This window comes from Beijerinckiaceae bacterium (assembly GCA_004564215.1).
Lineage (GTDB): Bacteria > Pseudomonadota > Alphaproteobacteria > Rhizobiales > Beijerinckiaceae > Methylocapsa.
Genome location: CP024846.1, coordinates 1046225 through 1066138, shown reverse-complemented (window position 1 = coordinate 1066138; position 19914 = coordinate 1046225). Strand labels below are relative to the sequence as shown.

18 protein-coding genes and 1 pseudogene are annotated in these 19914 nt (G+C 59.1%); 3 read left to right on the top strand and 16 right to left on the bottom strand.

Features of this window, described 5'->3' with window-relative positions; genetic code table 11:
* Window positions 1–259: 259 nt before the first annotated feature.
* The 8 genes and pseudogenes from CU048_05000 to CU048_04965 all read right to left on the bottom strand — a co-directional run bounded on the left by CU048_05000 (window position 260) and on the right by CU048_04965 (window position 9928).
* Entirely contained in the window at window positions 260–1444 is a 1185-nt protein-coding gene (locus tag CU048_05000; protein QBR70743.1) for a hypothetical protein, read from the bottom strand.
* An 18-nt stretch (window positions 1445–1462) separates the two neighbouring features.
* A complete protein-coding gene (locus CU048_04995) occupies window positions 1463–2527 on the bottom strand; it encodes a TIGR01620 family protein (GenBank protein QBR70742.1) in 1065 nt (354 codons plus the stop codon).
* Window positions 2528–2657: 130 nt separating this feature from the next.
* Entirely contained in the window at window positions 2658–4160 is a 1503-nt protein-coding gene (locus CU048_04990) for an amino acid regulated cytosolic protein (protein QBR70741.1), read from the bottom strand.
* 136 nt (window positions 4161–4296) lie between these two features.
* A complete protein-coding gene (locus CU048_04985) occupies window positions 4297–5379 on the bottom strand; it encodes a hypothetical protein (protein ID QBR70740.1) in 1083 nt (360 codons plus the stop codon).
* Window positions 5380–5412: 33 nt separating this feature from the next.
* A complete protein-coding gene (locus CU048_04980; GenBank protein QBR70739.1) occupies window positions 5413–5952 on the bottom strand; it encodes a phosphohistidine phosphatase in 540 nt (179 codons plus the stop codon).
* Window positions 5953–6203: 251 nt separating this feature from the next.
* Entirely contained in the window at window positions 6204–6770 is a 567-nt protein-coding gene (locus CU048_04975) for a hypothetical protein (GenBank protein QBR70738.1), read from the bottom strand.
* A complete protein-coding gene (locus tag CU048_04970) occupies window positions 6736–7161 on the bottom strand; it encodes a universal stress protein UspA (GenBank protein ID QBR70737.1) in 426 nt (141 codons plus the stop codon). The genes CU048_04975 and CU048_04970 overlap by 35 nt, the downstream gene beginning before the upstream one ends.
* Window positions 7162–7244: 83 nt before the next feature.
* Window positions 7245–9928 (bottom strand): annotated as a pseudogene (locus CU048_04965) (alanine--tRNA ligase).
* A gap of 182 nt (window positions 9929–10110) precedes the next feature.
* Here CU048_04965 and CU048_04960 point away from each other — a divergent pair.
* Entirely contained in the window at window positions 10111–10305 is a 195-nt protein-coding gene (locus CU048_04960) for a hypothetical protein (GenBank protein QBR70736.1), read from the top strand.
* Between the two features lie 71 nt (window positions 10306–10376).
* On the opposite strand, the gene recA is transcribed toward CU048_04960, so the two are convergent.
* The gene (gene recA / locus CU048_04955) at window positions 10377–11453 is read right to left on the bottom strand and encodes a recombinase RecA (GenBank protein QBR72668.1); all 1077 of its coding nucleotides are present in this window, start codon (window positions 11451–11453) and stop codon (window positions 10377–10379) included.
* Window positions 11454–11671: 218 nt separating this feature from the next.
* Between recA and CU048_04950 the strand changes: the two genes are divergently transcribed.
* The gene (locus CU048_04950) at window positions 11672–12340 is read left to right on the top strand and encodes a hypothetical protein (protein QBR70735.1); all 669 of its coding nucleotides are present in this window, start codon (window positions 11672–11674) and stop codon (window positions 12338–12340) included.
* Between the two features lie 25 nt (window positions 12341–12365).
* Here the strand turns inward: CU048_04950 and CU048_04945 are convergent, their stop codons facing one another.
* Window positions 12366–12557, bottom strand: a complete 192-nt coding sequence (locus CU048_04945) for a hypothetical protein (GenBank protein ID QBR70734.1) — start codon at window positions 12555–12557, stop codon at window positions 12366–12368.
* A 116-nt stretch (window positions 12558–12673) separates the two neighbouring features.
* Entirely contained in the window at window positions 12674–12874 is a 201-nt protein-coding gene (locus CU048_04940; GenBank protein QBR70733.1) for a hypothetical protein, read from the bottom strand.
* A 163-nt stretch (window positions 12875–13037) separates the two neighbouring features.
* Between CU048_04940 and CU048_04935 the strand changes: the two genes are divergently transcribed.
* Window positions 13038–13304, top strand: coding sequence for a hypothetical protein (locus CU048_04935; GenBank protein QBR70732.1), 267 nt, complete (start codon window positions 13038–13040; stop codon window positions 13302–13304).
* 38 nt (window positions 13305–13342) lie between these two features.
* Here the strand turns inward: CU048_04935 and otsA are convergent, their stop codons facing one another.
* The 5 genes from otsA to CU048_04910 all read right to left on the bottom strand — a co-directional run bounded on the left by otsA (window position 13343) and on the right by CU048_04910 (window position 19913).
* A complete protein-coding gene (otsA, locus tag CU048_04930; protein ID QBR70731.1) occupies window positions 13343–14881 on the bottom strand; it encodes an alpha,alpha-trehalose-phosphate synthase (UDP-forming) in 1539 nt (512 codons plus the stop codon).
* A 256-nt stretch (window positions 14882–15137) separates the two neighbouring features.
* Window positions 15138–15779, bottom strand: a complete 642-nt coding sequence (locus CU048_04925; protein ID QBR70730.1) for a uracil phosphoribosyltransferase — start codon at window positions 15777–15779, stop codon at window positions 15138–15140.
* A complete protein-coding gene (locus CU048_04920) occupies window positions 15776–17044 on the bottom strand; it encodes a phosphopentomutase (GenBank protein QBR70729.1) in 1269 nt (422 codons plus the stop codon). The genes CU048_04925 and CU048_04920 overlap by 4 nt, the downstream gene beginning before the upstream one ends.
* A 10-nt stretch (window positions 17045–17054) precedes the next feature.
* A complete protein-coding gene (locus tag CU048_04915; GenBank protein QBR70728.1) occupies window positions 17055–18680 on the bottom strand; it encodes a microcin ABC transporter ATP-binding protein in 1626 nt (541 codons plus the stop codon).
* Between the two features lie 60 nt (window positions 18681–18740).
* Window positions 18741–19913, bottom strand: coding sequence for a peptide ABC transporter permease (locus tag CU048_04910; protein ID QBR70727.1), 1173 nt, complete (start codon window positions 19911–19913; stop codon window positions 18741–18743).
* Between the last annotated feature and the right edge of the window lies 1 nt (window position 19914).

The window sequence follows — 19914 nt, the reverse complement described above, 5'->3', positions numbered from 1 at the left end:
AGCGCCCGTCTCGAAGGATGCGCCCTCGCGCCCTTCGAGACAGCCCTTCGGGCTTCCTCAGGGTGATGGCGTGGGTTCTGCAAAAGTTTTTCAAAACAAATAGATAGAGAGCATTTTCCGGGAGCGAGGCCGGGCGGATTTCGTCCACATTGAGCGCGGAGGAACCCCAAAATCTGCTTTGACTGTGATTTCCGCTATCCTGGAGTGTTGTCGGTACGAAATTTTATCCTTTACCTCTCGCGCGTTAGATCCTTGGCCGCTAATCCTCGGTGAACAGGTAGCCGTAGACTTCCGCCTCCTTGACTGGACGGAACGGAAAATTCTTGTCCAGGACGCGTTGGAACTCGGGATCATCCATCCATTCATGGGCGACCAGAGACCAACATATGTCGAAATGCTCTCCATCCTTCGCGACCAGGATGCCAATGCACTTCGCCAGACGCTGGTCGTACTTGTGAGCCTGCGTGAGCTGTTGGATTGCGCGGAGACGAATGGTCTGCCAGTCAGGCTTCCGGACGAATTCAGACTGCACCGGGATGAACACAAAACCACATCCTGTATTTGATGCTGTGATGCGATATGGTCGAGCGAAGTCATCCTTCTGCACCTTTTCGATGCATAGGCAAATGCGCTCTTTAATCACGCGCCACATTGAGCGCGGCAACTTCGCGAATTCAATTAGGATGTCGTAATAGTCGCCACTGAATCCCGGCACAGAAAGGTGGTCATGCAGACCACGCAGGAACGGAGTAAGATCCCATTTCTCTTCGTCTTGCACAAGTCGGTGCAGGCATTTTGCGGACTCGACCGTCGGAGACACAGCGGGATTCCCGCCTACGAAGTGCCCTGCGATCGCTGATTCTGGCAGACTAGCGCAATTGTCGGAAAAGCGCGTCAGGACAATCTCGCGATACTTGAAGTACCGGACCACTTCTTCGGGTACCCGCAGCGTCCGAGCGATCTCCAAGTAATCCTGGGCGTCGACGATGTGGATAAACCCTGCCGAACTGCTTATACGATGGCGGATCCGTCGGCAAGCGTCCGGCAAGTTCGGAGAAGGTAGGTACACGACGATTTTCAGAATTTCTGCGAATGCACTTCCGGCGAGATTGAAGACGCGACCGCGCTCATTCGGGACGCGGATCTCCGAATACGACTTTAGGTAGTGCAGCGTGTCGCATACCTGTTTTGTGGCTTTCCTAATTACTTTGGTTTCGAACCAATTGCGTTCGGCTTCGGCGTCGCTAGCATGGTTCGGCGAGCGTTCTTTGATCTGATAAATGAGCAGAACGTCGCCGAGTAAAACGACGGCGTCTGCAAGCTCCAGCTCGCTAGACGAAGGCGGCGAGAATTTATTCCGCGAAAACACAAACTCCTCGATGAAGAGTAGGCTGTGCAGCTCCTTGCTGATGAACGACTGCACATCGCCAGTTTGTCGGCTCATTCGCTTCTAGGACCTCCCTCACCCCTTCTTCTCTGTCCTGAACAAAAATGGCGCGACATCGCCGACGCCGGGCGCGCGCCCGGTCGAATAGGGCAGCGGTCGGCAGACCGCCATCGCGGACAGCCCGACGCGCGCGGTCAAGAGACCATTCAACACGCCTTCGCCGAGGCGGGCCGACAGTTTGGCGGCAATGCCATGACCGAGGAATTGCTGAAGAATGCTATCACCGGCGGCCATGCCTCCGGTGATCGCCAGATGCGCCGCGATGGAGCGCAAAAGTTTGAGAAACCCAAGCAAGCCCGGCCTGCCGCCATAGATGACCGCGATGCGCCGGATCAGCCGGATCGCCTGCGCCGCGACGAAAACGACGTCGATGATCGCGCGGGGCGCCAGCGCGGTGACGACCGACACGCGTTTGGCGGCGGTCGCGATTTCTTGGCGAACCTCAAGGTCGAGCGGCTCCACGAGGGTGCGCTCGGCGATATCGATCAGGTCGCGTCCATCGACAATGTCATGCGTCAGATCGCGGAGGTGGTTGCGGGCGCGGGCGGTCTCCGGCCGCGTGGCGTAAAGCTGCGACAGCTGAAGGACGAGGCGCCTTGCTTCCTTGGAATCGTCTGTTTCCCGCGCATGCGCAAGCCCGATATGCATCTCGGCGATATGGCGTTGGCGGAGGATGGCGCTGATTTCTCGCACCGTGAGAACGAACAACGCAACTCCGGCAAGGCCCGCCAGCGCGAGGGCGACCGCGCCGAAGAGCGGCGCTCGGGCAAACAAATCATCGATCAGCTTTGTCAGCCAAAGGCCGAAACTCAGGGAAACGAGACCGCCCAAGGCCGACCAGAAGACGCCCGACCAGGACAGAAACGTGCGAGCAATGACGCCTTGCTTTTGCGCCACCTCGACCGCGGCTTCATCGGCATCATGGGCCGCCATCGCCGCCTTGGCCTCCGCTTCATAAGGGTCGGGCGTGACCTCGATCACGACGGCGCCGACCGGCTTTTCATTGAGGGAACCGGTGAAGGTCATGCTCAGCTCGTCGAGGCGGTAGGCGCGTGGGCGGGGTTTGGGTTCAAGCGGCACGGCAATACCTCGTTGGACTTTTCGCTTGGCGGGCAGCCGCGAAGCGAGCGTAAGCTAGCGGCAACCCTAGCGTTAAATCAGTCATATAGTGCTTGATTTGGGTCATGAAACAGAATGGCTGTCGATGGCCTCACGCGAGCCGGTCGCCGATCAGAAACTGGAGCGCGCGGTCGAGCCGAATATGGGGCGGCGGGAAAACGCTGCCATCCTCGCCGCGCACGGCGATTGGCGGTCGGAAACGAACGAAGCGGTAGTCGATCTCGCTGGGCTTGACGGTGCGCGCTTCGCCATGAAACACGGCTTCCGGATCGCTCGGAAGTTCGCCAGGATAAATTGCGGCTTCCGCTTTTCCATCGAAGACTTCATCGCCAATCCGCTCGCCATCGAGCGGCGTGCCGATGACAGCCTCCAGCGCCGGCTCATCATAGCCGCCGACCTTGGCCTCGCGCGTCGCCCGGACAGCGGCAAGTGCAATAACGTCGACCACGGCTCCCACCGTCTCGACACGCGCGATGGCCTTTGCGGTAAGAAGCCGCAAGATGGCTTCGAGCCGATCATGGCTCGTATGATGAAGATGATCGGCCTTGGTCGCGGCGAATAGTATTTTGTCGATCTTCGGACGAAACAGGCCCGACAATAGATTTGAGCGTCCGGCGCGGAACGCGGCTAGGACATCGGTGATGGCGATTTCGAGGTCGCGCATCGCGGCCGGCCCGGCGTTCAGGGCCGCCAGCGCGTCGACGAGCACGATTTGGCGGTCGAGCCTTGCAAAATGATCGCGGAAAAACGGTTTGACGACATGGGCCTTGTAAGCCTCGTAGCGCCGCTCCATCATCGCGGCGAGCGAGTCCAGCGGGTAGGCCTCGCCTTCGTCAAGGGCGAGCGGTACGAAAGTGAGGGCAGGGGACCCTTCGAGGTCGCCGGGCATCAGGAAGCGCCCGGGCGGCAGGCTCGAAAAATGATACTCGTCGGCACGGCATGCGCGCAGATAATTGGTGAAAAGTTCGGCGCCGCGGCGCGCATCATCTTCATTCGCCTTGCCGCGCGGATCGATGTTCGCGGTGAGGCGGCGCCATTCCGCCGCGAGCGGCGCCCGGACGGCACTCGCCGAGGCAATAAAAGTTTCGCGTGACCATTGCGCGTAAGATTTGCCGAGCAGCGGCAAATCGAGAAGCCATTCGCCGGGATAATCGACGATGTCGATGGTCAGGGATTGGCGTCCGGGCCGCAACCCGGTCTTTTGATCGAAGTAGAGACGCAGCCGAAGTTCGGAGATGCGGCGCGTCGATTGCGGCCAGTGGCGAGCCTCGAGCCGGCCCCCCGGCCCCGCCAGGGCGGCAATGTGATCCTCATAGGCGAAACGAGGCACGGCGTCATCGGGCTGCGGCTCGAGTGTGCCGCCGATCAGGCGGCCTTCCGCGTGGGCCCGGAATACTGGCAAGGTATTTCTGCGGCCGCGAAGCGCGGGGCTTGCGGCTTTGGTCAAATGTTCGATGAGGGCGGTGATGAAAACGGTCTTGCCGGCGCGCGACAGCCCGGTGACGCCGACGCGGATATGCGGGCCGGCGGTCATTTCCACAAGACTCTGCGCCACGGCGCGGGCTTCGAAAAGAAGATCGGAGATCAGGGACAAATCAAGAATTCCAGCGGTTTTCCGAAAATTTGGAGCGCAACAGAGCGGGCCGGGCGGGGACGAGGAGAATCGGTAACGCAAACGCGCCCAGGAGTGTAGCCGGGGGGCGCGATTTCTTAGGGGTTGAGCGCAGAAATCATTGGCTCGGGCGCGAATCCGCACCGGGTGTGCCATTCTCGGGGGGCTCCGCTGGCGATTTCTTCGCTCCCCCGCCTCGGGCGATGAGGCCGACCGCGGCCGCGACCAGTTCGCTCCTGGCGCCCAAGGGGCCGATTTCGACCTTCGCCATATTCTCAAGCAGGCGCGCCAGATTTGCGCTTGGGGTTCCGTTATCCGCAAAAAGATTCAAATCTTCTTCCGGGCTGGCCGCGATGCCTTCAATCGCGCGGAGCGTGTAATTTCGGATACGCTGGCTGTCTCCCAGGCAAGAAACGATGTTGCGCGGCGGGGGCGTTGGGAATTCCAACGCGGCAATCCGAACCCGAACCGGTGTTGAGCGTTCCGGCTCGCCCATGCCGACCGCAATCTCGGGCGCTCGCATCAGGGCCAGCGGTCGGCTCGGCACCACGGAAGCAGACGCGGCCAGGGCCTTGCCACGGTTGGGGAAGCCGCGCCGGTGCGCGGCTAGCCAGCGGGCGCGCAGCGTATTTTGGATGCCCAGGGGGGCGATGCCGTGCAGCGTTTCAGGTTGCGCCGGGGCCGCCCTTTGCCGCTTGGTGCCGACCGTGGCTGTCATCCCGCCGCATTGGGCGGGTGCCCAACGCGAGAGAATGGCCGAGGCCGAGTGGCGGTTATATTCTTGATAGTAACGCCGGACCAGGATTGCCGCGGCGACTGCGCCGTCGAGGGCGGAAGCAAAGGCGACATGGCCTTCGGAGTCCGCTGCAATCTCGCCAGCCCAGCCCGCGCGTTTTATGCACCAATAATTGTTCAGCTTTACACAGCGCGGAACTTCGGGCGCGCTTCCGTCGGCGAGTTTGGTCTTAAGGTCAGGCTTCAGGTCAAGGTTGGCGGCGGCTTCCAGACGCCAATTCGTGACGGCGCGTTCGCTGGGACGAAACGCCAATTCATTGTTCGGCGGGGAGGGCGAGGATTCCTCAGAGGCAACGGCGACCAAGGATCCGGAAGGTTGCGTTGGCAGCTCATTAGCGCCGGTACGGCCCGCCAAGATCGCGCCCATTGCGATGACGATCAGGCCGAAGACCCCGGGAGTCATCATGCATCTCTTTCTGGGACCGACTCCCCGCAGAGTTCAGCGCATCTTTTGCGCACGCGGAATATGATCGTAGCCTGGGAGGTTCGCAAACGACATGAAGCTGTCGAGCCGGGCGTGAGCGGTGCCCATGTCATGCCAAGGGTCACACTCCAAATCTATCACCGCGATACAAGGCGCCGGAAAATTGCGGGGGAGCGGCGCCCCCTTATCCCGGCCGCTGACCAGAAGCCGTGCAAATTCCGCGATACCCGGATTATGTCCGACGATCAGCAACGTCCGGACCGACCCCGGAGTTTCGGCCACGACATCATGCAAGGTGTCGGTATCCGCATTGTAGAGCGAAGGGTTCACCTCGCGAGCGACGCGGGGCAAGACCTGCAAAATCGCGTCCAGCGTGTCGAGCGCGCGGCGCGCCGGCGAGGCGAGGGCGAGATCGGGGATGAGCCTCATCTGGCAAAGATACGCGCCCATGCGACCGGCATCGGTTCGGCCCTGAAGCGTCAGCTCCCGCGCCAAATCTCCTTCGGGAGAGCAAGCTGCAGCTTCGGCATGGCGGACGAGAAGGAGCTTTCGCATCTTTGCCTGAATCTCATTAAAGGCGTGAATGCCAATGGCGGCCGAACGAATTAAGATCTGCGCCGCGCATTAGCTCGCCCGATCTGCCATTGAGCTTCCAGACCTTTGCGAGACTTGGCAAGCCCTTGGACCGGAGCAGGCTGACCGAAGCTGATAGCGGGACTTTTTCCCGCCACCAACATCTAATGTTCGCCTCGTGGATCGAACCGGCTTATCGGCTCAAGATTCCGGCGGCAATTTCGTGACCTTTGTCACGCACGGTCGCGATTTTCGAAAGCGCTTGAGGTTTTTCCCACCGCGTCGGAAAGACGATCGACGTTTTCGGCAGCGGTCTGGGTGGCTGTTTCGGTCACTTGCCCGAAGGTGTCGATCGATTGACGCCAAGCATCTTGGTAGGTTTTCGTGATCTCGCGAGGGAACGCCGCAAACAGTTCTGTGAATTTTCGCGCGTGCTCAGCCGAGTTCTCGAGCGCTTCTTTGACGTAGGTGGACTGGATGGCAAACACCTCCTGGAGGCCTCGCGCATTGCGAAGTTTTTCCATGGTTTGCGTCGAATGTTCAATCGATTGCTTGGAAATCTCCAGATATTCCCCGGCAATTGCTTGAATGTTCTTCGAGATGGCGCTGACCGCGGCCTCTGCCCTTTCGACGGCGTCTTCCGTCCCACGTTGAATCTGTTGGTTCATCTGGTTTTCCTCCGTTTCATCCCCAAAATGGCAGTATGGAGATTCGTTAACGGATGAAGCCCGACCCGGTTGCCACGATCGCAAAATTTCCGATTTTTTACGAGCGTATGACCAATACCGAACAGTTCGCATGGCGCACGATCGTTTTGGCGTTTGAGCCGATGAGATAGGTCGCCATCGAAGGCCGATGCGAACCGACCACGATAAGATCGGCCCCCCATTCTTGCGCCTCAGCCAATATCTCCACGTAAACGCCGCCGAATCGCACGGTGCAGGATCTGTTTTCCTTGGGAAAATTCAGACCATCGGCGATGTTCTCCAATTCACGAGAGGCGCGTTCCTGCTGTGACTTATCAAATTCGGGGGGAACATATTCCATGAAACTCGCGGGGAGCAGAGTTTCAACCGTCAACAGCCGGAGCGCTCCCTTCGACTGCAGAGCGAGTTCAGCGGCCGCGTCGAGGGCGCGTTTCGCAATGGAATATTCGGTGAGGTCGATCGGCACCAATATTTTCTTGAACATTTGACTGGCCCTCACGCTGCTGGAACCGATTGTCTCCCGCCTGGTGGCAAGGAGGTTAATTTGTCTCAATGCTGTGCCTGGGGTCAGGCCGCACTCTCGGCGTGGCGCAGCGCATCGCCGACGGCCGCGAGCGCCGCCTCCGCGCCAGCGCCATCTGGCCCCCCGCCTGGGCCATGTCACGCCGTCCCCCGCCACCCTTGCCACCGAGTTTGATGGCTGCCGGCCGGACCAATTGGACAGCATCGAATCGCGCCGTCAAATCCGAGGTTACGCCGACAACAATTCCGGCTTTGCCTTCGTCATCAACGCCCACGATCGCGACAACCCCGGAGCCGACGCTTTGCTTTGCGTCGTCCACCAGCGATTTCAGATCTTTCATGGCAATTCCGGAAACCGTGCGGGCCAAGAATTTGATTCCGCTGATGTCCTGCAGGGGCTGGCCACTTGCAGATCCGGTTCCGCCCAGGGCGAGTTTTCTGCGGGCCTCGCTTAATTCACGTTCGAGCTTGCGGCTCTCTTCAATGAGGTTGGCTAGACGTTTGGCGGCATCTTCTTCCGGTGCCCTGAGAAGCGCTGTGACCTCATGCAGCCGTTGCGCCTGAGCGGTCAGGTGGCGGCGCGCTTCGGTTGCCGTTTTGGCTTCCACGCGGCGGACGCCCGCCGCGACGGCGCTTTCGGAGATGATCTTAATGAGACCGATGTCGCCGGTGCGCTCGACATGGGTGCCGCCGCAAAGCTCGGTTGAAAAGGCGGCGTCGGGGTGCGAATCCTTTTCATGTTCGAGGGGATAGCCCATCGCGACGACCCGCACTTCGTCGCCGTATTTCTCGCCGAAAAGGGCGCGGGCACCGGACTTAATGGCATCATCCACGCTCATCAAACGGGTCACCACGGGTGCGTTGTCGAGCACAGCCCGATTGGCGATGTCTTCGATACGAGCAAGTTCTTCCGAGCTGATCGGCTTTTGATGGGTAAAATCAAAGCGCAGGCGGTCCGGGGCGACCAGCGATCCCTTTTGGGAAACATGGCTGCCGAGGGTCTGGCGCAGAGCCTCATGCAAAAGATGCGTCGCCGAATGGTTGGCCCGTAGTGCCTTCCGACGCTCGTGATCGACGATCAGCTCGAGGGAAAGCCCCGGACGCAGTTCGCCTGCTTCGACCGAACCTTCATGAACATAAAGGTTGCCGAGCTTTTTTTGCGTATTGCCGACGCGAAAGCGCACGCCCTTGGTTTGCATCCATCCGGTGTCGCCGACCTGGCCGCCGGATTCACCATAAAACGGTGTTTGGTTCAGGATGACGAATCCCGACTCGCCTTGGCTCAGACGGTCAACTTCCGTGCCGTCTTTTATGATCGCCGCGACAAGGCCTTCGGCCTGCTCCAGGTCGTAGCCCAGAAATTCCGTTGCCCCAACCTTTTCCTTGACCGCAAACCAGACCGCCTCGGTGGCGGCTTCGCCGGAACCCGCCCACGCCTTGCGGGCCTCGGCCCGCTGGCGTTCCATCGCGGCCTGAAACCCCTCGATGTCCACATGGAGCGATCGCGCACGCAAGGCGTCCTGCGTAAGATCGAGCGGAAACCCAAACGTGTCATAAAGTTTGAAGGCGACTTGCCCCGGCAGCGTGCCGCCTTGGGGAAGATCCCGGGTTGCATCGTCGAGGATCGAAAGGCCGCGCGCCAGCGTGTCCTGAAAACGGGTCTCTTCAAGCCGCAGGGTTTCGGTAATGAGGGCTTCGGCGCGCAAAAGCTCGGGATAGGCCTGACCCATTTCGCGCGAAAGCGCGGGGACGAGACGCCACATCAATGGTTCGCGGGCGCCAAGCATCTGGGCATGCCGCATCGCCCGACGCATGATGCGGCGAAGCACATAACCACGGCCCTCGTTCGAGGGGAGAACTCCATCGGCAACAAGAAACGCCGATGAACGAAGATGGTCGGCAATGACTCTGTGGCTCGCCTTTTGCGGACCGTCCGGATCGACGCCGGTCGCGGCAGCGACGGCGAGGATCAAGGACCGCATCAGGTCGATGTCATACGTGGAGGGAACCCCCTGCAGCAGCGCGGCGATCCGTTCGAGCCCCATGCCGGTATCAATGGAGGGCCGCGGGAGTTCGACGCGAAGGCCGGGGGAAACCTGCTCGAACTGCATGAAGACGAGATTCCAGAACTCCAGGAAACGGTCGCCATCTTCGTCGGGACTGCCGGGCGGGCCGCCCGGAATCTTGTCGCCTTGGTCGAAAAAGATCTCCGAACAGGGACCGCAAGGTCCGGTGTCTCCCATCGCCCAAAAATTATCGGAGCTCGCTATGCGAATGATCTTCGAATCGGGCAGCCCCGCGATCCTTTTCCATAGATCATAGGCTTCGTCGTCGTCATGATAGACCGTGACCAGAAGCCGGCTTTGGTCCAGATCAAATTTTTGGGTGACCAACTTCCAGGCAAGCTCGATCGCAAGCGGCTTGAAATAATCGCCAAAGGAAAAATTTCCCAGCATTTCAAAGAAAGTGTGGTGGCGCGCCGTGTAGCCGACATTGTCGAGATCATTGTGTTTGCCACCGGCCCGGACGCATTTCTGGGCGCTCGCCGCGCGCGTATAGGCGCGCTTTTCGACACCGGTAAAAAGGTTCTTGAACTGAACCATTCCGGCGTTGGTAAACATGAGCGTCGGGTCATTGTGCGGCACGAGGGACGAGGACGCCACAATCTCGTGCCCATTGCTTTTGAAAAAATCGAGGAAGGCCGACCGGATCTCGTTGACCCCGTTCATTTCACTTTACCTGCAGTCTCGGTCGAGTTTCGGTTTTGTATTGCGGAGTCAATTTCGCTGCAGGCTCACCGCTTGCTTGAAAACAGCCTAAGCCTCGGCGTCTGCGCCGCTGGAAATCAGGGTTCATTTTAAAGCATGTTCCTTCCAAGCTGAATAGGCCGCCACGACGAATTTATCCGCTGATGGAAGAAGGGCTTCTGTCCGTGATCCTCCCGCATCGGCAAAAAATTATGCCGGCTGACCGCAGGATCGAGAGCCAGAAGCCGTCGAGTCCCGGGGGCGCCGGCATAAGCCTGATAGGCTGCCCATTAATCGCGTTGACTTTGGCGCTAAGTCTAGAGCATGTTCCGAAAAAGTTGACCGACTTTTTCGATTAGAACATGCTCCAACTCGTTGAACTTGAGCGATTCCTTTTCGATCAGATGATTCCATCTGATCGGGAAGCGCTCTAGCTGCCGGTGTCCTCGGCCGATCCATCAGCCTGATCGAGAATGCGATCGGCGATGAGACCCGAGTTCTCGCGTATTTCCTTTTCGATCCGCTCGGCAAGCTGCGGATTGGCTTTGAGGAAATTCTTGGAATTTTCCCGGCCTTGGCCGAGTCTCTGACTGTCGTAGGAGAACCAGGCTCCGGATTTTTCGACGACGCCGGCCTTTACGCCAAGATCGATAAGCTCCCCTATTTTCGATATGCCTTCGCCGTACATGATGTCGAATTCGACCTGTTTGAACGGCGGGGCGACTTTGTTCTTGACGACCTTGACCCGAGTCTGGTTGCCCGTGACTTCGTCATGGTCCTTGATCGATCCGATCCTGCGAATGTCGAGCCGAACCGAGGCATAGAACTTCAAAGCATTCCCGCCGGTCGTAGTCTCGGGGCTGCCATACATGACGCCGATCTTCATCCGGATTTGATTGATGAAGATCACCATTGTCTGCGAGCGCGAAATCGACGCGGTGAGTTTGCGCAGAGCCTGGCTCATGAGGCGCGCCTGAAGGCCCGGCTGGCTGTCGCCCATTTCGCCTTCGATTTCGGCGCGCGGGGTCAAGGCTGCGACCGAATCGATGACCAGAACATCGACAGCGCCGGAGCGGACCAGCGTATCGGTGATCTCAAGCGCCTGCTCGCCGGTGTCAGGCTGCGAAATCAAAAGATCTTCGAGATTGACCCCGAGTTTACGGGCATAGATGGTATCGAGCGCATGTTCGGCGTCGATGAAGGCACAGACGCCGCCCTTTTTCTGGGCTTCGGCGATGACATGCAAGGTCAAGGTCGTTTTGCCAGACGATTCAGGGCCGTAAATCTCGATCACTCTCCCGCGCGGGAGTCCCCCGACACCGAGGGCAATGTCCAGGCCGAGCGAACCCGTCGGCACGGTGTCGATCTCGACAACCTTCTGGTTTTTGCCCAGCCGCATGATCGAGCCCTTCCCGAAGGCGCGTTCGATCTGCGACAGAGCGGCGTCGAGCGCCTTGGTTTTGTCCACGGATGTCCCTTCTACGACGCGAAGGCTGGCTGGAGGCACGGCTATATTCCCTTCTGGCATGTGCGAAGTCCACGCGCAACGTGCGCTGCAATAATGGAATTGTACATGATTTGTTCGCGGCTTCAAGTTCTTTTTTTGTTCTTCGATTCTTGCTGGGCGGGAAGGTGGATCCCATGCCATCAACATTGCCAGAGCCCGGAGCCTGTATCGCAGCGCAGCACAATCCCGGCGTAATTGGCGCATAATTTTCATAAGGTATCGATGCGAAACCGATTCGCCGATTTTTAGGCTCCGACCATCGGTTAAGACATCAACATCGGGGGTATGACGTGGTTAAAGAAACAGACCCTGCCAAGGAATCTGGCCTGCCTAAGGCACGTCGCGTGGCAAGACGGCGCGGCACGCCCAAAGCCAATGAAACCGCTCCAGTGACCGCGCGCCCGGAAGCGGAAGCCGCTCTAGAAAATGAAGGCGTATTTGCCAGTTCCGAGCATGGCGAAGAGGGGGGCACGCAGGTCTCCAGCTTTGAGCTGGCCCCGGGCACCGGGACGGCCGAAGCTGCAATTACGGGCAGGGATCTCAGCACGCACGTTGTGGAAAATAACGGCTCACACCGGTCGTCAGATGTGCACCCGGCAGTAACGCTGCCATTTTTTTCCTTCGCGGCCATCTTTCAGGCCTTCATTGCCGAATGGACGGTCTATTCGAAAAAGTCGATCGACAACAGTCTGGTTTTCGTCGAGGATCTGGTGAGGGCCAAGTCGGTGGACAGCGCAATCCAGATCCAGACGGACTATGCAAAGACCTCCTATGAAGGCTTTGTCGCGCAGACGACGAAATTGCGGAAATTCTATTTTAGCCTCGCCAGATTGGCCTTGCGGCCGATTCAAATGGCCATCAGCGGTATCCAAGCCAGCAAATCATAAAAGGGGCCTTGTTGCCGCGGCGCCTTTATTGATTGCCTTCGGCAAGGGCATGCGAAGGATGCCGTGCATCACCGCGCCGATTTTGTTGGCGGACATAGGTAATCACGGCGTCCGGGCGATCCGCCTTGACTTTAAGCGCGGCGATGAGCGCATCTTCGGCGTCGACGAGAACATGGTCCGTCCTGCCGTTCAGCTTAAGCCCGACAGTAAAATGCATCGGCTCGCCTCCTCTTAAAGTCGAAACGCGAAGCCCGCTTTTCCTAACCCGCTGCGGGCAGGGAACAGCAACCGTCTCCGCGCATTCAGCTGGTCGCGCCGCGATCGCGCAACGCCTTAAGTGTAGCCTTGCGGATGGATTCCCAAGGGTGAAACGATACTGACCATGAAAATCGCGGCTGAAATTACCAAAATGCAGCAGGATAAAATCCAGAGCGCGATCCCATAGACATTCTGCCGCGTATTCTCGGGCGGAACGCTGTTGAAAATACTAACGACACTGAGAGCACCGACCCAAAGAGCTAACAGGGGGATCATAATGTACCTCCCTCGTCTCAAAAGCCTTTGTTTCCGATCTTATGTGTGTATTCCGTTTTTGTTTGGTGTGTGAAATATAGCCCTGGCTGAAGCGCCAACCAACTTATAAATAGCGCCCGGGCGAAAGATTGCGAGGGCGGATGCGCTGAAGCCAAGCGCGTCAGTGCTCGTTACTGCCGAGATGGAGGACGCGGTCGTGGTGGATCAAATCGAAATAGAACGTGCACTTTCCGACGCAATCAAAAAGCGCATGCTGGAGGGGAGCGGAACCTTGCGCGGTGTTGCGACGGTCGATGGAATCCTACAGGCCTCGTTCTCAGGCGTGACCGATGATGCGCATGTGTTCGACACGCTCAGCGGCGCTCTGCTCGATTTGCGCCTACTGTTGGAAATCGTCCCCGACCTCGATGTGAAAATCCGGCGCAGCTGACCATTTCCGCTTTGAGCGGTCCTCCCGATCGGCAAATCTCAGTGCCGCAGCGCGGTCCAAAGCGGCGGCGCGGGGCGCGAATCGGACCGCCCTATCTCGGCGCTCGCGGAAGGGCCGTTCAGGGCCGAATCGATTTCGGCGCCGTCCGGCTCACTGCCTAAGGCCTGGAGGAAATGGGTCGTCCAATCATGGATGGTATTGGCGCGAAGCACCGTCATCATGGCGTTCCAACGATCTTTGCGCTCCTCGATCGGCATGGTGAAAGCACGTGCGATGGCGGCAGAGGTCGCTTCGACGTCATAGGGGTTGACGATCAGCGCGCTCTTCAGTTCCTGGGCGGCGCCAGCGAATTGGGACAATATGAGCACGCCGGGGTTTTCCGGCGATTGCGCCGCAACATATTCCTTGGCGACCAGATTCATGCCGTCACGCAAAGGAGTCACAAGGCCGATGCGGGCGATGCGATAGAGCCCCGCAAGGGCCGATCGGCTGATCGTCTTGTTGATATAGCGGAGCGGGGTCCAGTCCACGTCTCCGAGCTTGCCGTTGACCCGGCCGACTTCTTCCGCCAGCTCGCGCTGCATACGGGCATATTCGGGAACTTCCGAGCGCGACTTGGGGGTGATCTGCAGCATGGTTACCCGTGCCCGTGTCGCTTGCGGCGAACGTTCGATGAAACCACAGAACGCTTCGATGCGCTTTTTCAGGCCCTTTGAATAATCCAGCCGATCGACGCCGATAATCAAGTCGCGCCCGTCGAGGCTGGCCAGCGTCCGCTTCACGGAAATATTTTTTTCACCGGCCTGCGCCTCTTGCGCGAAAGCCTGGGTGTCAATGCTGATAGGAAACGCGTTCACCTGGACGCGGCGGCCGTCGACTTCGCACCAATCACCGCCAGCGACCCGCCCGGCATTGGCATTCACAATGCAATCGCGGAAATTATCGGCGTCGGAATTGGTTTGAAATCCGATGACATCATAGGATCCCAAGGAACGGATGAGCCGCTGGTAGGCGGGCAAGGCGGTTGCCACATCCGGGCCCGGCCACGGTATATGGAGGAAGAAGCCGATTCGGTTGGCGCAGCCCAATTGGCGCAGGAAACTCGCCATGGGCATGAAATGATAGTCATGCACCCAAACGATATCGTCCGGACGCAGCATCTTGGCCAAGCGGCGGGCAAATTGCTCGTTTACGCGGAAATAGGCGGCGGCATTGCATTCCGACAAATCGGCGAGGTCGAGCCGGTAATGGCAGATGGGCCATAAAGCGCCATTGGCGAAGCCATGATAATATTGCTCTATATCGCGCCGCGGCAGATCGCACACCGCATAGGTGATCGGTCCGAAACTTCTTAATTGCGGGGCAGGGTCGGTCTCTTCGCTGGTTTTCCCTGACCAGCCAAACCACAAGCCACCGCGCTCTCGGAGAGCAGCCTCAAGCGCGACCGCCAGCCCGCCGGCGGAAGGGCCGGATGAAGGCGATGGCAAAGGGACACGATTCGACACAACGACCAGTCTACCGGTCGATGCCTTGCGGTTAATCCCTGTAGGTTTGTACAGAAGTTCAAGGTGAACCATGGGCAGCAGGACCCTTTGTCTAACCAGACTTACACCTTAAACGCGCAGCAAGCCAATTCGTTGCAACATAACTTGCAACCACAATGGTATTGCTTAGCATTAACCAATCTCACTCCATCTTTATTAAAAATCAACAATGGCAAAGTTACGGCTGGAGATTGGTCATTAATGATGGAAATTGTGAAAAAAAGAGAATGGTCCCACTGCGGCAAAGGGGCTGAACTTATTGAACTTAACGGGATACCAGGGGTTCTGCTTATCTGGTTCCAAATACACGATCGCCGGCATCGCCGAGACCCGGGACGATATAGCCGTGATCATTCAGCCGCTCGTCGAGCGCCGCTGTCCAAATCGTCACGTCGGGATGGCCGGAGCGAAGTTTGGCAATGCCTTCCGGCGCCGCGAGCAGACAGACGAAACGGATTTCCTTTGCGCCGCGCTTTTTCAGTCCCGCGATTGCGGCGCTGGCTGAATTGCCTGTCGCCAGCATGGGGTCCATGAGGATGACGAGGCGTTCGGCGAGATCCTGCGGAACCTTGAAATAATATTCTACGGCTTCGAGCGTATTGGGATCGCGGTAAAGTCCGATATGGGCGACGCGCGCCGATGGCACGAGATTGAGCATACCGTCGAGGAACCCCGCTCCGGCGCGCAGGATCGGCGCGAAGATCAGTTTCTTGCCGGAAATCACCGGCGACCTTGTCTTCGCCACGGGCGTCTCAACGTCGATCATTTCGAGCGGCAGGTCGCGGGTGATCTCATAGCAAAGAAGCATGCCGATCTCGTTCAGCAATTGGCGGAAGTCCTTTGTCGATTGACCGCGATCGCGCATCAAGGTGAGCTTATGCTGCACCAATGGATGACTGACGACGTGGACGCCCTCGACCTCCTGCTTCACGAAGGTGATCCTTTGACCGAACTGCTTGTTTCTAAGAAGGCCTCTTCATACCAGGATAGGCCTGCGCGCGTCGGAGGTAACCCCAAATGGGCCGCGAGGCTCGCGCCGACATCGGCGAGCGTGGCCCGCCTCCCCATCGTTCCGGACTCGACAGTCGGGCTGAAACAAAGGATTGGGACATTCTCGCGGGTGTGATCGGTTCCCCTCCAGGTCGGGTCATTGCCGTGATCAGCCGAGATGACGGCAATGTCGCCAGGCCGCATCGATGCGAAAAGCTCGGGCAGGCGGGCGTCGAAGGTTTCCAGGCAATGGGCATAGCCGGCGACGTCGCGGCGGTGCCCGAAATCCGTGTCGAAATCGACGAAATTCGTGAAGATCAGTCCGCCATCGGCAAGTCCGCGCAAGGCCTCGAGCGTTGCATCGAAATGCGCCATATTGCCATCCCGCTTGATTTCGATGCCGGTGAAGCGATGCCCAAAAATATCCCCGATCTTGCCGATCGACACCATGGCGCGTCCCGCGGTTGCAAGCCTCTCCAGGAGATTGCCCGGTGGCGGAAGGAGGCCGAAGTCCTTTCGATGCGGGGTCCGAAAAAATCCTTCTTTGGGGTTGCCATCGAACGGGCGCGCGATCACCCGCCCGATGTTGAGGGAGTCGCATAAGCCCCGTGCGATGCGGCAGACCTCATAGAACCTTTCAAGCGGGAAGATTTTTTCATGCGTGGCGATTTGAAACACCGAGTCCGCCGAGGTGTAGCAGATCGGCGCGCCGGTGCTCAGATGCTCCGCTCCGAGCCGTTCGATGATTTCGACGCCCTGGGCGTGACAATTCCCTAAAATGCCCGGAAGCTTGGCCCGCGCGATCAAGGCTTCGGTCAGTTCGGGCGGAAAGCAGGGTTGCGTCTTGGGAAAAAAGCCCCAGGCCGCGGCGGCCGGCGCCCCGGCCATTTCCCAATGGCCCGAGGGCGTATCCTTGCCGTGCGCGGTCTCAATCCCATAGCCCCAGAGCCCCGCAGGCTTGTGAGGACGTGTCAGGCCGGGGGGCAAAGTGCCGCTCGAGGCCTCGGCGGTCAGACCAAGCCCCAGGCGGTCGAGGTTCGGGAGGCGCAGGAGCCCCTGGCGCATCCCCTTTCGGTCGCCGCGGCCCTCGGCGCAAGCCAAGGCAAGGTGGCCGAGCGTATCCGCGCCGGCATCGCCATAATCGGCGGCGTCAGGCGCGCCCCCGCAACCAACCGAATCGAGAACGAGCAAAAGGGCGCGCGGCATGGTTCCCGTCCTACTGGCTCACGGCCGCCCCATCCTCGGCCTTGATGTCGAAGGCGGCCGCAAAAAGCGCCCGTGTGTAGGCGCTTTGAGGATGACTAAGAAGCTCCGCGGCGACGCCGGCTTCCACGACCTTGCCCTGCCGCATGACGATGATTTCGCTGGCGAGCGCGCGAACCACCTTGAGATCATGGCTGATGAAGAGATAAGCGAGGCCCCGCCGTTTTTGGAGGTCGCGCAAGAGATCGACGATTTGCGCTTGCACCGACATGTCGAGCGCCGAAGTCGGCTCGTCGAGAACGATAAATTTTGGCTCGAGAACAATGGCGCGGGCAATCGCGATGCGTTGCCTTTGGCCGCCCGAAAACTCATGCGGATATCTGTCCATCGCGGCCGGATCGAGGCCGGTGTCGGCAAGGGCGTGCGCCACCACTTCGCGCCGCTGCCAGAGCGGCATGGATTTATACTGAACGCCGAGGCCTTCGCCGACAATGTCGGCGACCGAAAGGCGGGGCGATAAAGATCCATAGGGATCCTGGAATACGATCTGCATATCGCGCCGTAGCGGCCGCATCGTCTTGAAGTTGAAGCCTTCGATCCGTTGTCCCAAGTAAACGATCGCGCCTTGGCAACGAATGAGCCGCAACAGGGCAAGACCAAGTGTCGTCTTTCCTGAACCGGATTCGCCAACGACGCCGACCGTCTGGCCTTCGCGCACGCTGACCGATACGCCATCGACCGCCTTGACGAATCCGACCGTCTTGCGGAAGAATCCGCGCTTGATCGGAAACCAGACCCTTATATCCTTTGCCTCGAGGATCGGCTTCGCCGCAAGGTCGATGGCGGGAGGAGTTCCCTTCGGTTCGGCGGCGATGAGAGCCTGAGTGTAAGGGTGATGCGGCGCGGCGAAAAGCTCGGCGACCGTGTTTGTCTCGACGATCTTGCCTTTCTGCATCACCGCGACGTCGTCGGCGATACGGCGAACGATCCCGAGATCATGCGTGATGAAAAGCATCGCCATGTTGTGGCGCGCCTGCAGCTGCTTGAGAAGTTCGAGAATTTGCGCCTGAACCGTGACGTCGAGCGCCGTTGTCGGTTCGTCGGCGATAAAAAGCTCCGGCCTGTTGGCAAGCGCCATGGCGATCATTACCCTTTGGCGTTGGCCGCCGGACAGCTGATGCGGGTAGGCCCCGAGGCGTTCGCCAGGGTCGGGGATCCCGACCTCCTTCAACAATTCGATGATGCGATGCCGAATCTTGTCGGCGCCCCGTGCGCCATGCAGTTCCAGGATCTCGCCGATTTGCCGCTCGACCGTATGCAGCGGATTGAGCGAGGTCATCGGTTCCTGGAAGACCATGGTGATTTCGGCGCCCCGGATCTCGCGCAAGCGCGACCCTCGGCACGACAGAAGATCTTCACCCTTGAACAACACTTGGCCTTGCGGCTTAACCGCGGACCCCAGCAAACGCACGATCGAAAGCGCGGTCACCGATTTGCCGGACCCCGATTCTCCAACCAACGCGAGCGTACGCCCGCGTTTGAGCGTGAAGGACACGCCGTCGACCGCGCGGGTGACCGTTTTCTCCTGCGGGAAGAGAACGGTGAGATCACGGACTTGAAGGAGAGGAGCGTCAGGCACGAAAAGAATTTTACCCCACTAGGCCGAAGGACGGTTGAGTAGACGAAACGATACCAGCCTCTATCGAAGCGTCTTTCTTGGGTCGAATGCGTCGCGCACGGCTTCCCCAATGAAAACCAGCAGCGAGAGCATGAATGCGATGACGAGGAAGCCGGTGAGGCCGAGCCAGGGCGCCTGCAGGTTGGACTTTCCCTGAAGCAGCAGCTCGCCCAGCGAGGGCGAACCCGGCGGCAGGCCGAACCCCAGGAAATCCAGGGCGGTCAGCGTCGTGATCGAACTGTTGAGAACGAATGGCAAGAAGGTGAGGGTCGCAACCATCGCGTTCGGCAAGACATGCTTGACGATGATCGTGCCGTTGGAGAGCCCGAGCGCGCGCGCGGCGTTCACATATTCGAAATTGCGCGCCCGCAAAAATTCCGCGCGCACCACGTGCACCAGCGAGACCCAGGAGAACAGGAGGAGGATGCCGAGCAGCACGAAAAAGCTGGGCGTGATGATCGAGGAAATGATGATCAACAGATAGAGATGCGGCAACGACGACCAAATTTCGATCATTCGCTGGAAGATAAGATCCGTCCAGCCGCCGAAATAGCCTTGGATGGCACCAGCAGCGATTCCGATGACGGAGGAGATGCCGGCCAAGGTCAGGCCGAACACTAGGGACAGGCGATAGCCATAGATCAGTCTGGCGAGCACATCGCGGCCCTGATCGTCGGTGCCGAGCCAGTTCCATTCAAGATCGCTGCAATTGCCGTTTTTATCTTTGGTGAACCGCTCCGCCGCCGTGCGGCATTGCGCATTGCTCAGCATCCAGGTTGGCGGCGAAGGCGCGGGAACCGGCAGGTGGCGGTTGATGGTCTTGTAGGAGTAGCGAACCGGCGGCCAGATCATGAAGCCGTGGTCCTCGATCTCCTTATCGATGACGGCGTCCCGATAGTCCGTCTGAGCGAGAAATCCGCCGAATTTCTCTTCCGGATAATCGTGCAGAATCGGAAACAGAAGCTCGCCCTTATAGACGACGAGCAACGGCTTATCGTTGGCAATGAATTCTGCGAAGAGCGACAGGACAAAGAAAACGAGAAAGATCCAAAAGCACCAATAGCCACGCCGGTTGGCTTTGAAATTTGCAAGACGGCGCCGGTTGATCGGACTTAACCGAAACAATCCGGGCTTTTGTTCGGCTGGCGCGAGTCGCTTGGTGGCGATCGCGTCACCTGACAGGGAGGCGCGCACG

Bases quoted from the DNA above. Each gene is read 5' to 3' on its own strand.
- CU048_05000 (QBR70743.1), bottom strand. From the start codon at position 1,444: ATGAGCCGACAAACTGGCGATGTGCAGTCGTTCATCAGCAAGGAGCTG.
- CU048_04985 (QBR70740.1), bottom strand. From the start codon at position 5,379: ATGATGACTCCCGGGGTCTTCGGCCTGATCGTCATCGCAATGGGCGCG.
- CU048_04980 (QBR70739.1), bottom strand. From the start codon at position 5,952: ATGCGAAAGCTCCTTCTCGTCCGCCATGCCGAAGCTGCAGCTTGCTCT.
- CU048_04975 (QBR70738.1), bottom strand. From the start codon at position 6,770: ATGCGAACTGTTCGGTATTGGTCATACGCTCGTAAAAAATCGGAAATT.
- CU048_04970 (QBR70737.1), bottom strand. From the start codon at position 7,161: ATGTTCAAGAAAATATTGGTGCCGATCGACCTCACCGAATATTCCATT.
- CU048_04960 (QBR70736.1), top strand. From the start codon at position 10,111: ATGGAAGAAGGGCTTCTGTCCGTGATCCTCCCGCATCGGCAAAAAATT.
- CU048_04945 (QBR70734.1), bottom strand. From the start codon at position 12,557: ATGCATTTTACTGTCGGGCTTAAGCTGAACGGCAGGACGGACCATGTT.
- CU048_04940 (QBR70733.1), bottom strand. From the start codon at position 12,874: ATGATCCCCCTGTTAGCTCTTTGGGTCGGTGCTCTCAGTGTCGTTAGT.
- otsA (QBR70731.1), bottom strand. From the start codon at position 14,881: ATGGTTCACCTTGAACTTCTGTACAAACCTACAGGGATTAACCGCAAG.
- CU048_04920 (QBR70729.1), bottom strand. From the start codon at position 17,044: ATGCCGCGCGCCCTTTTGCTCGTTCTCGATTCGGTTGGTTGCGGGGGC.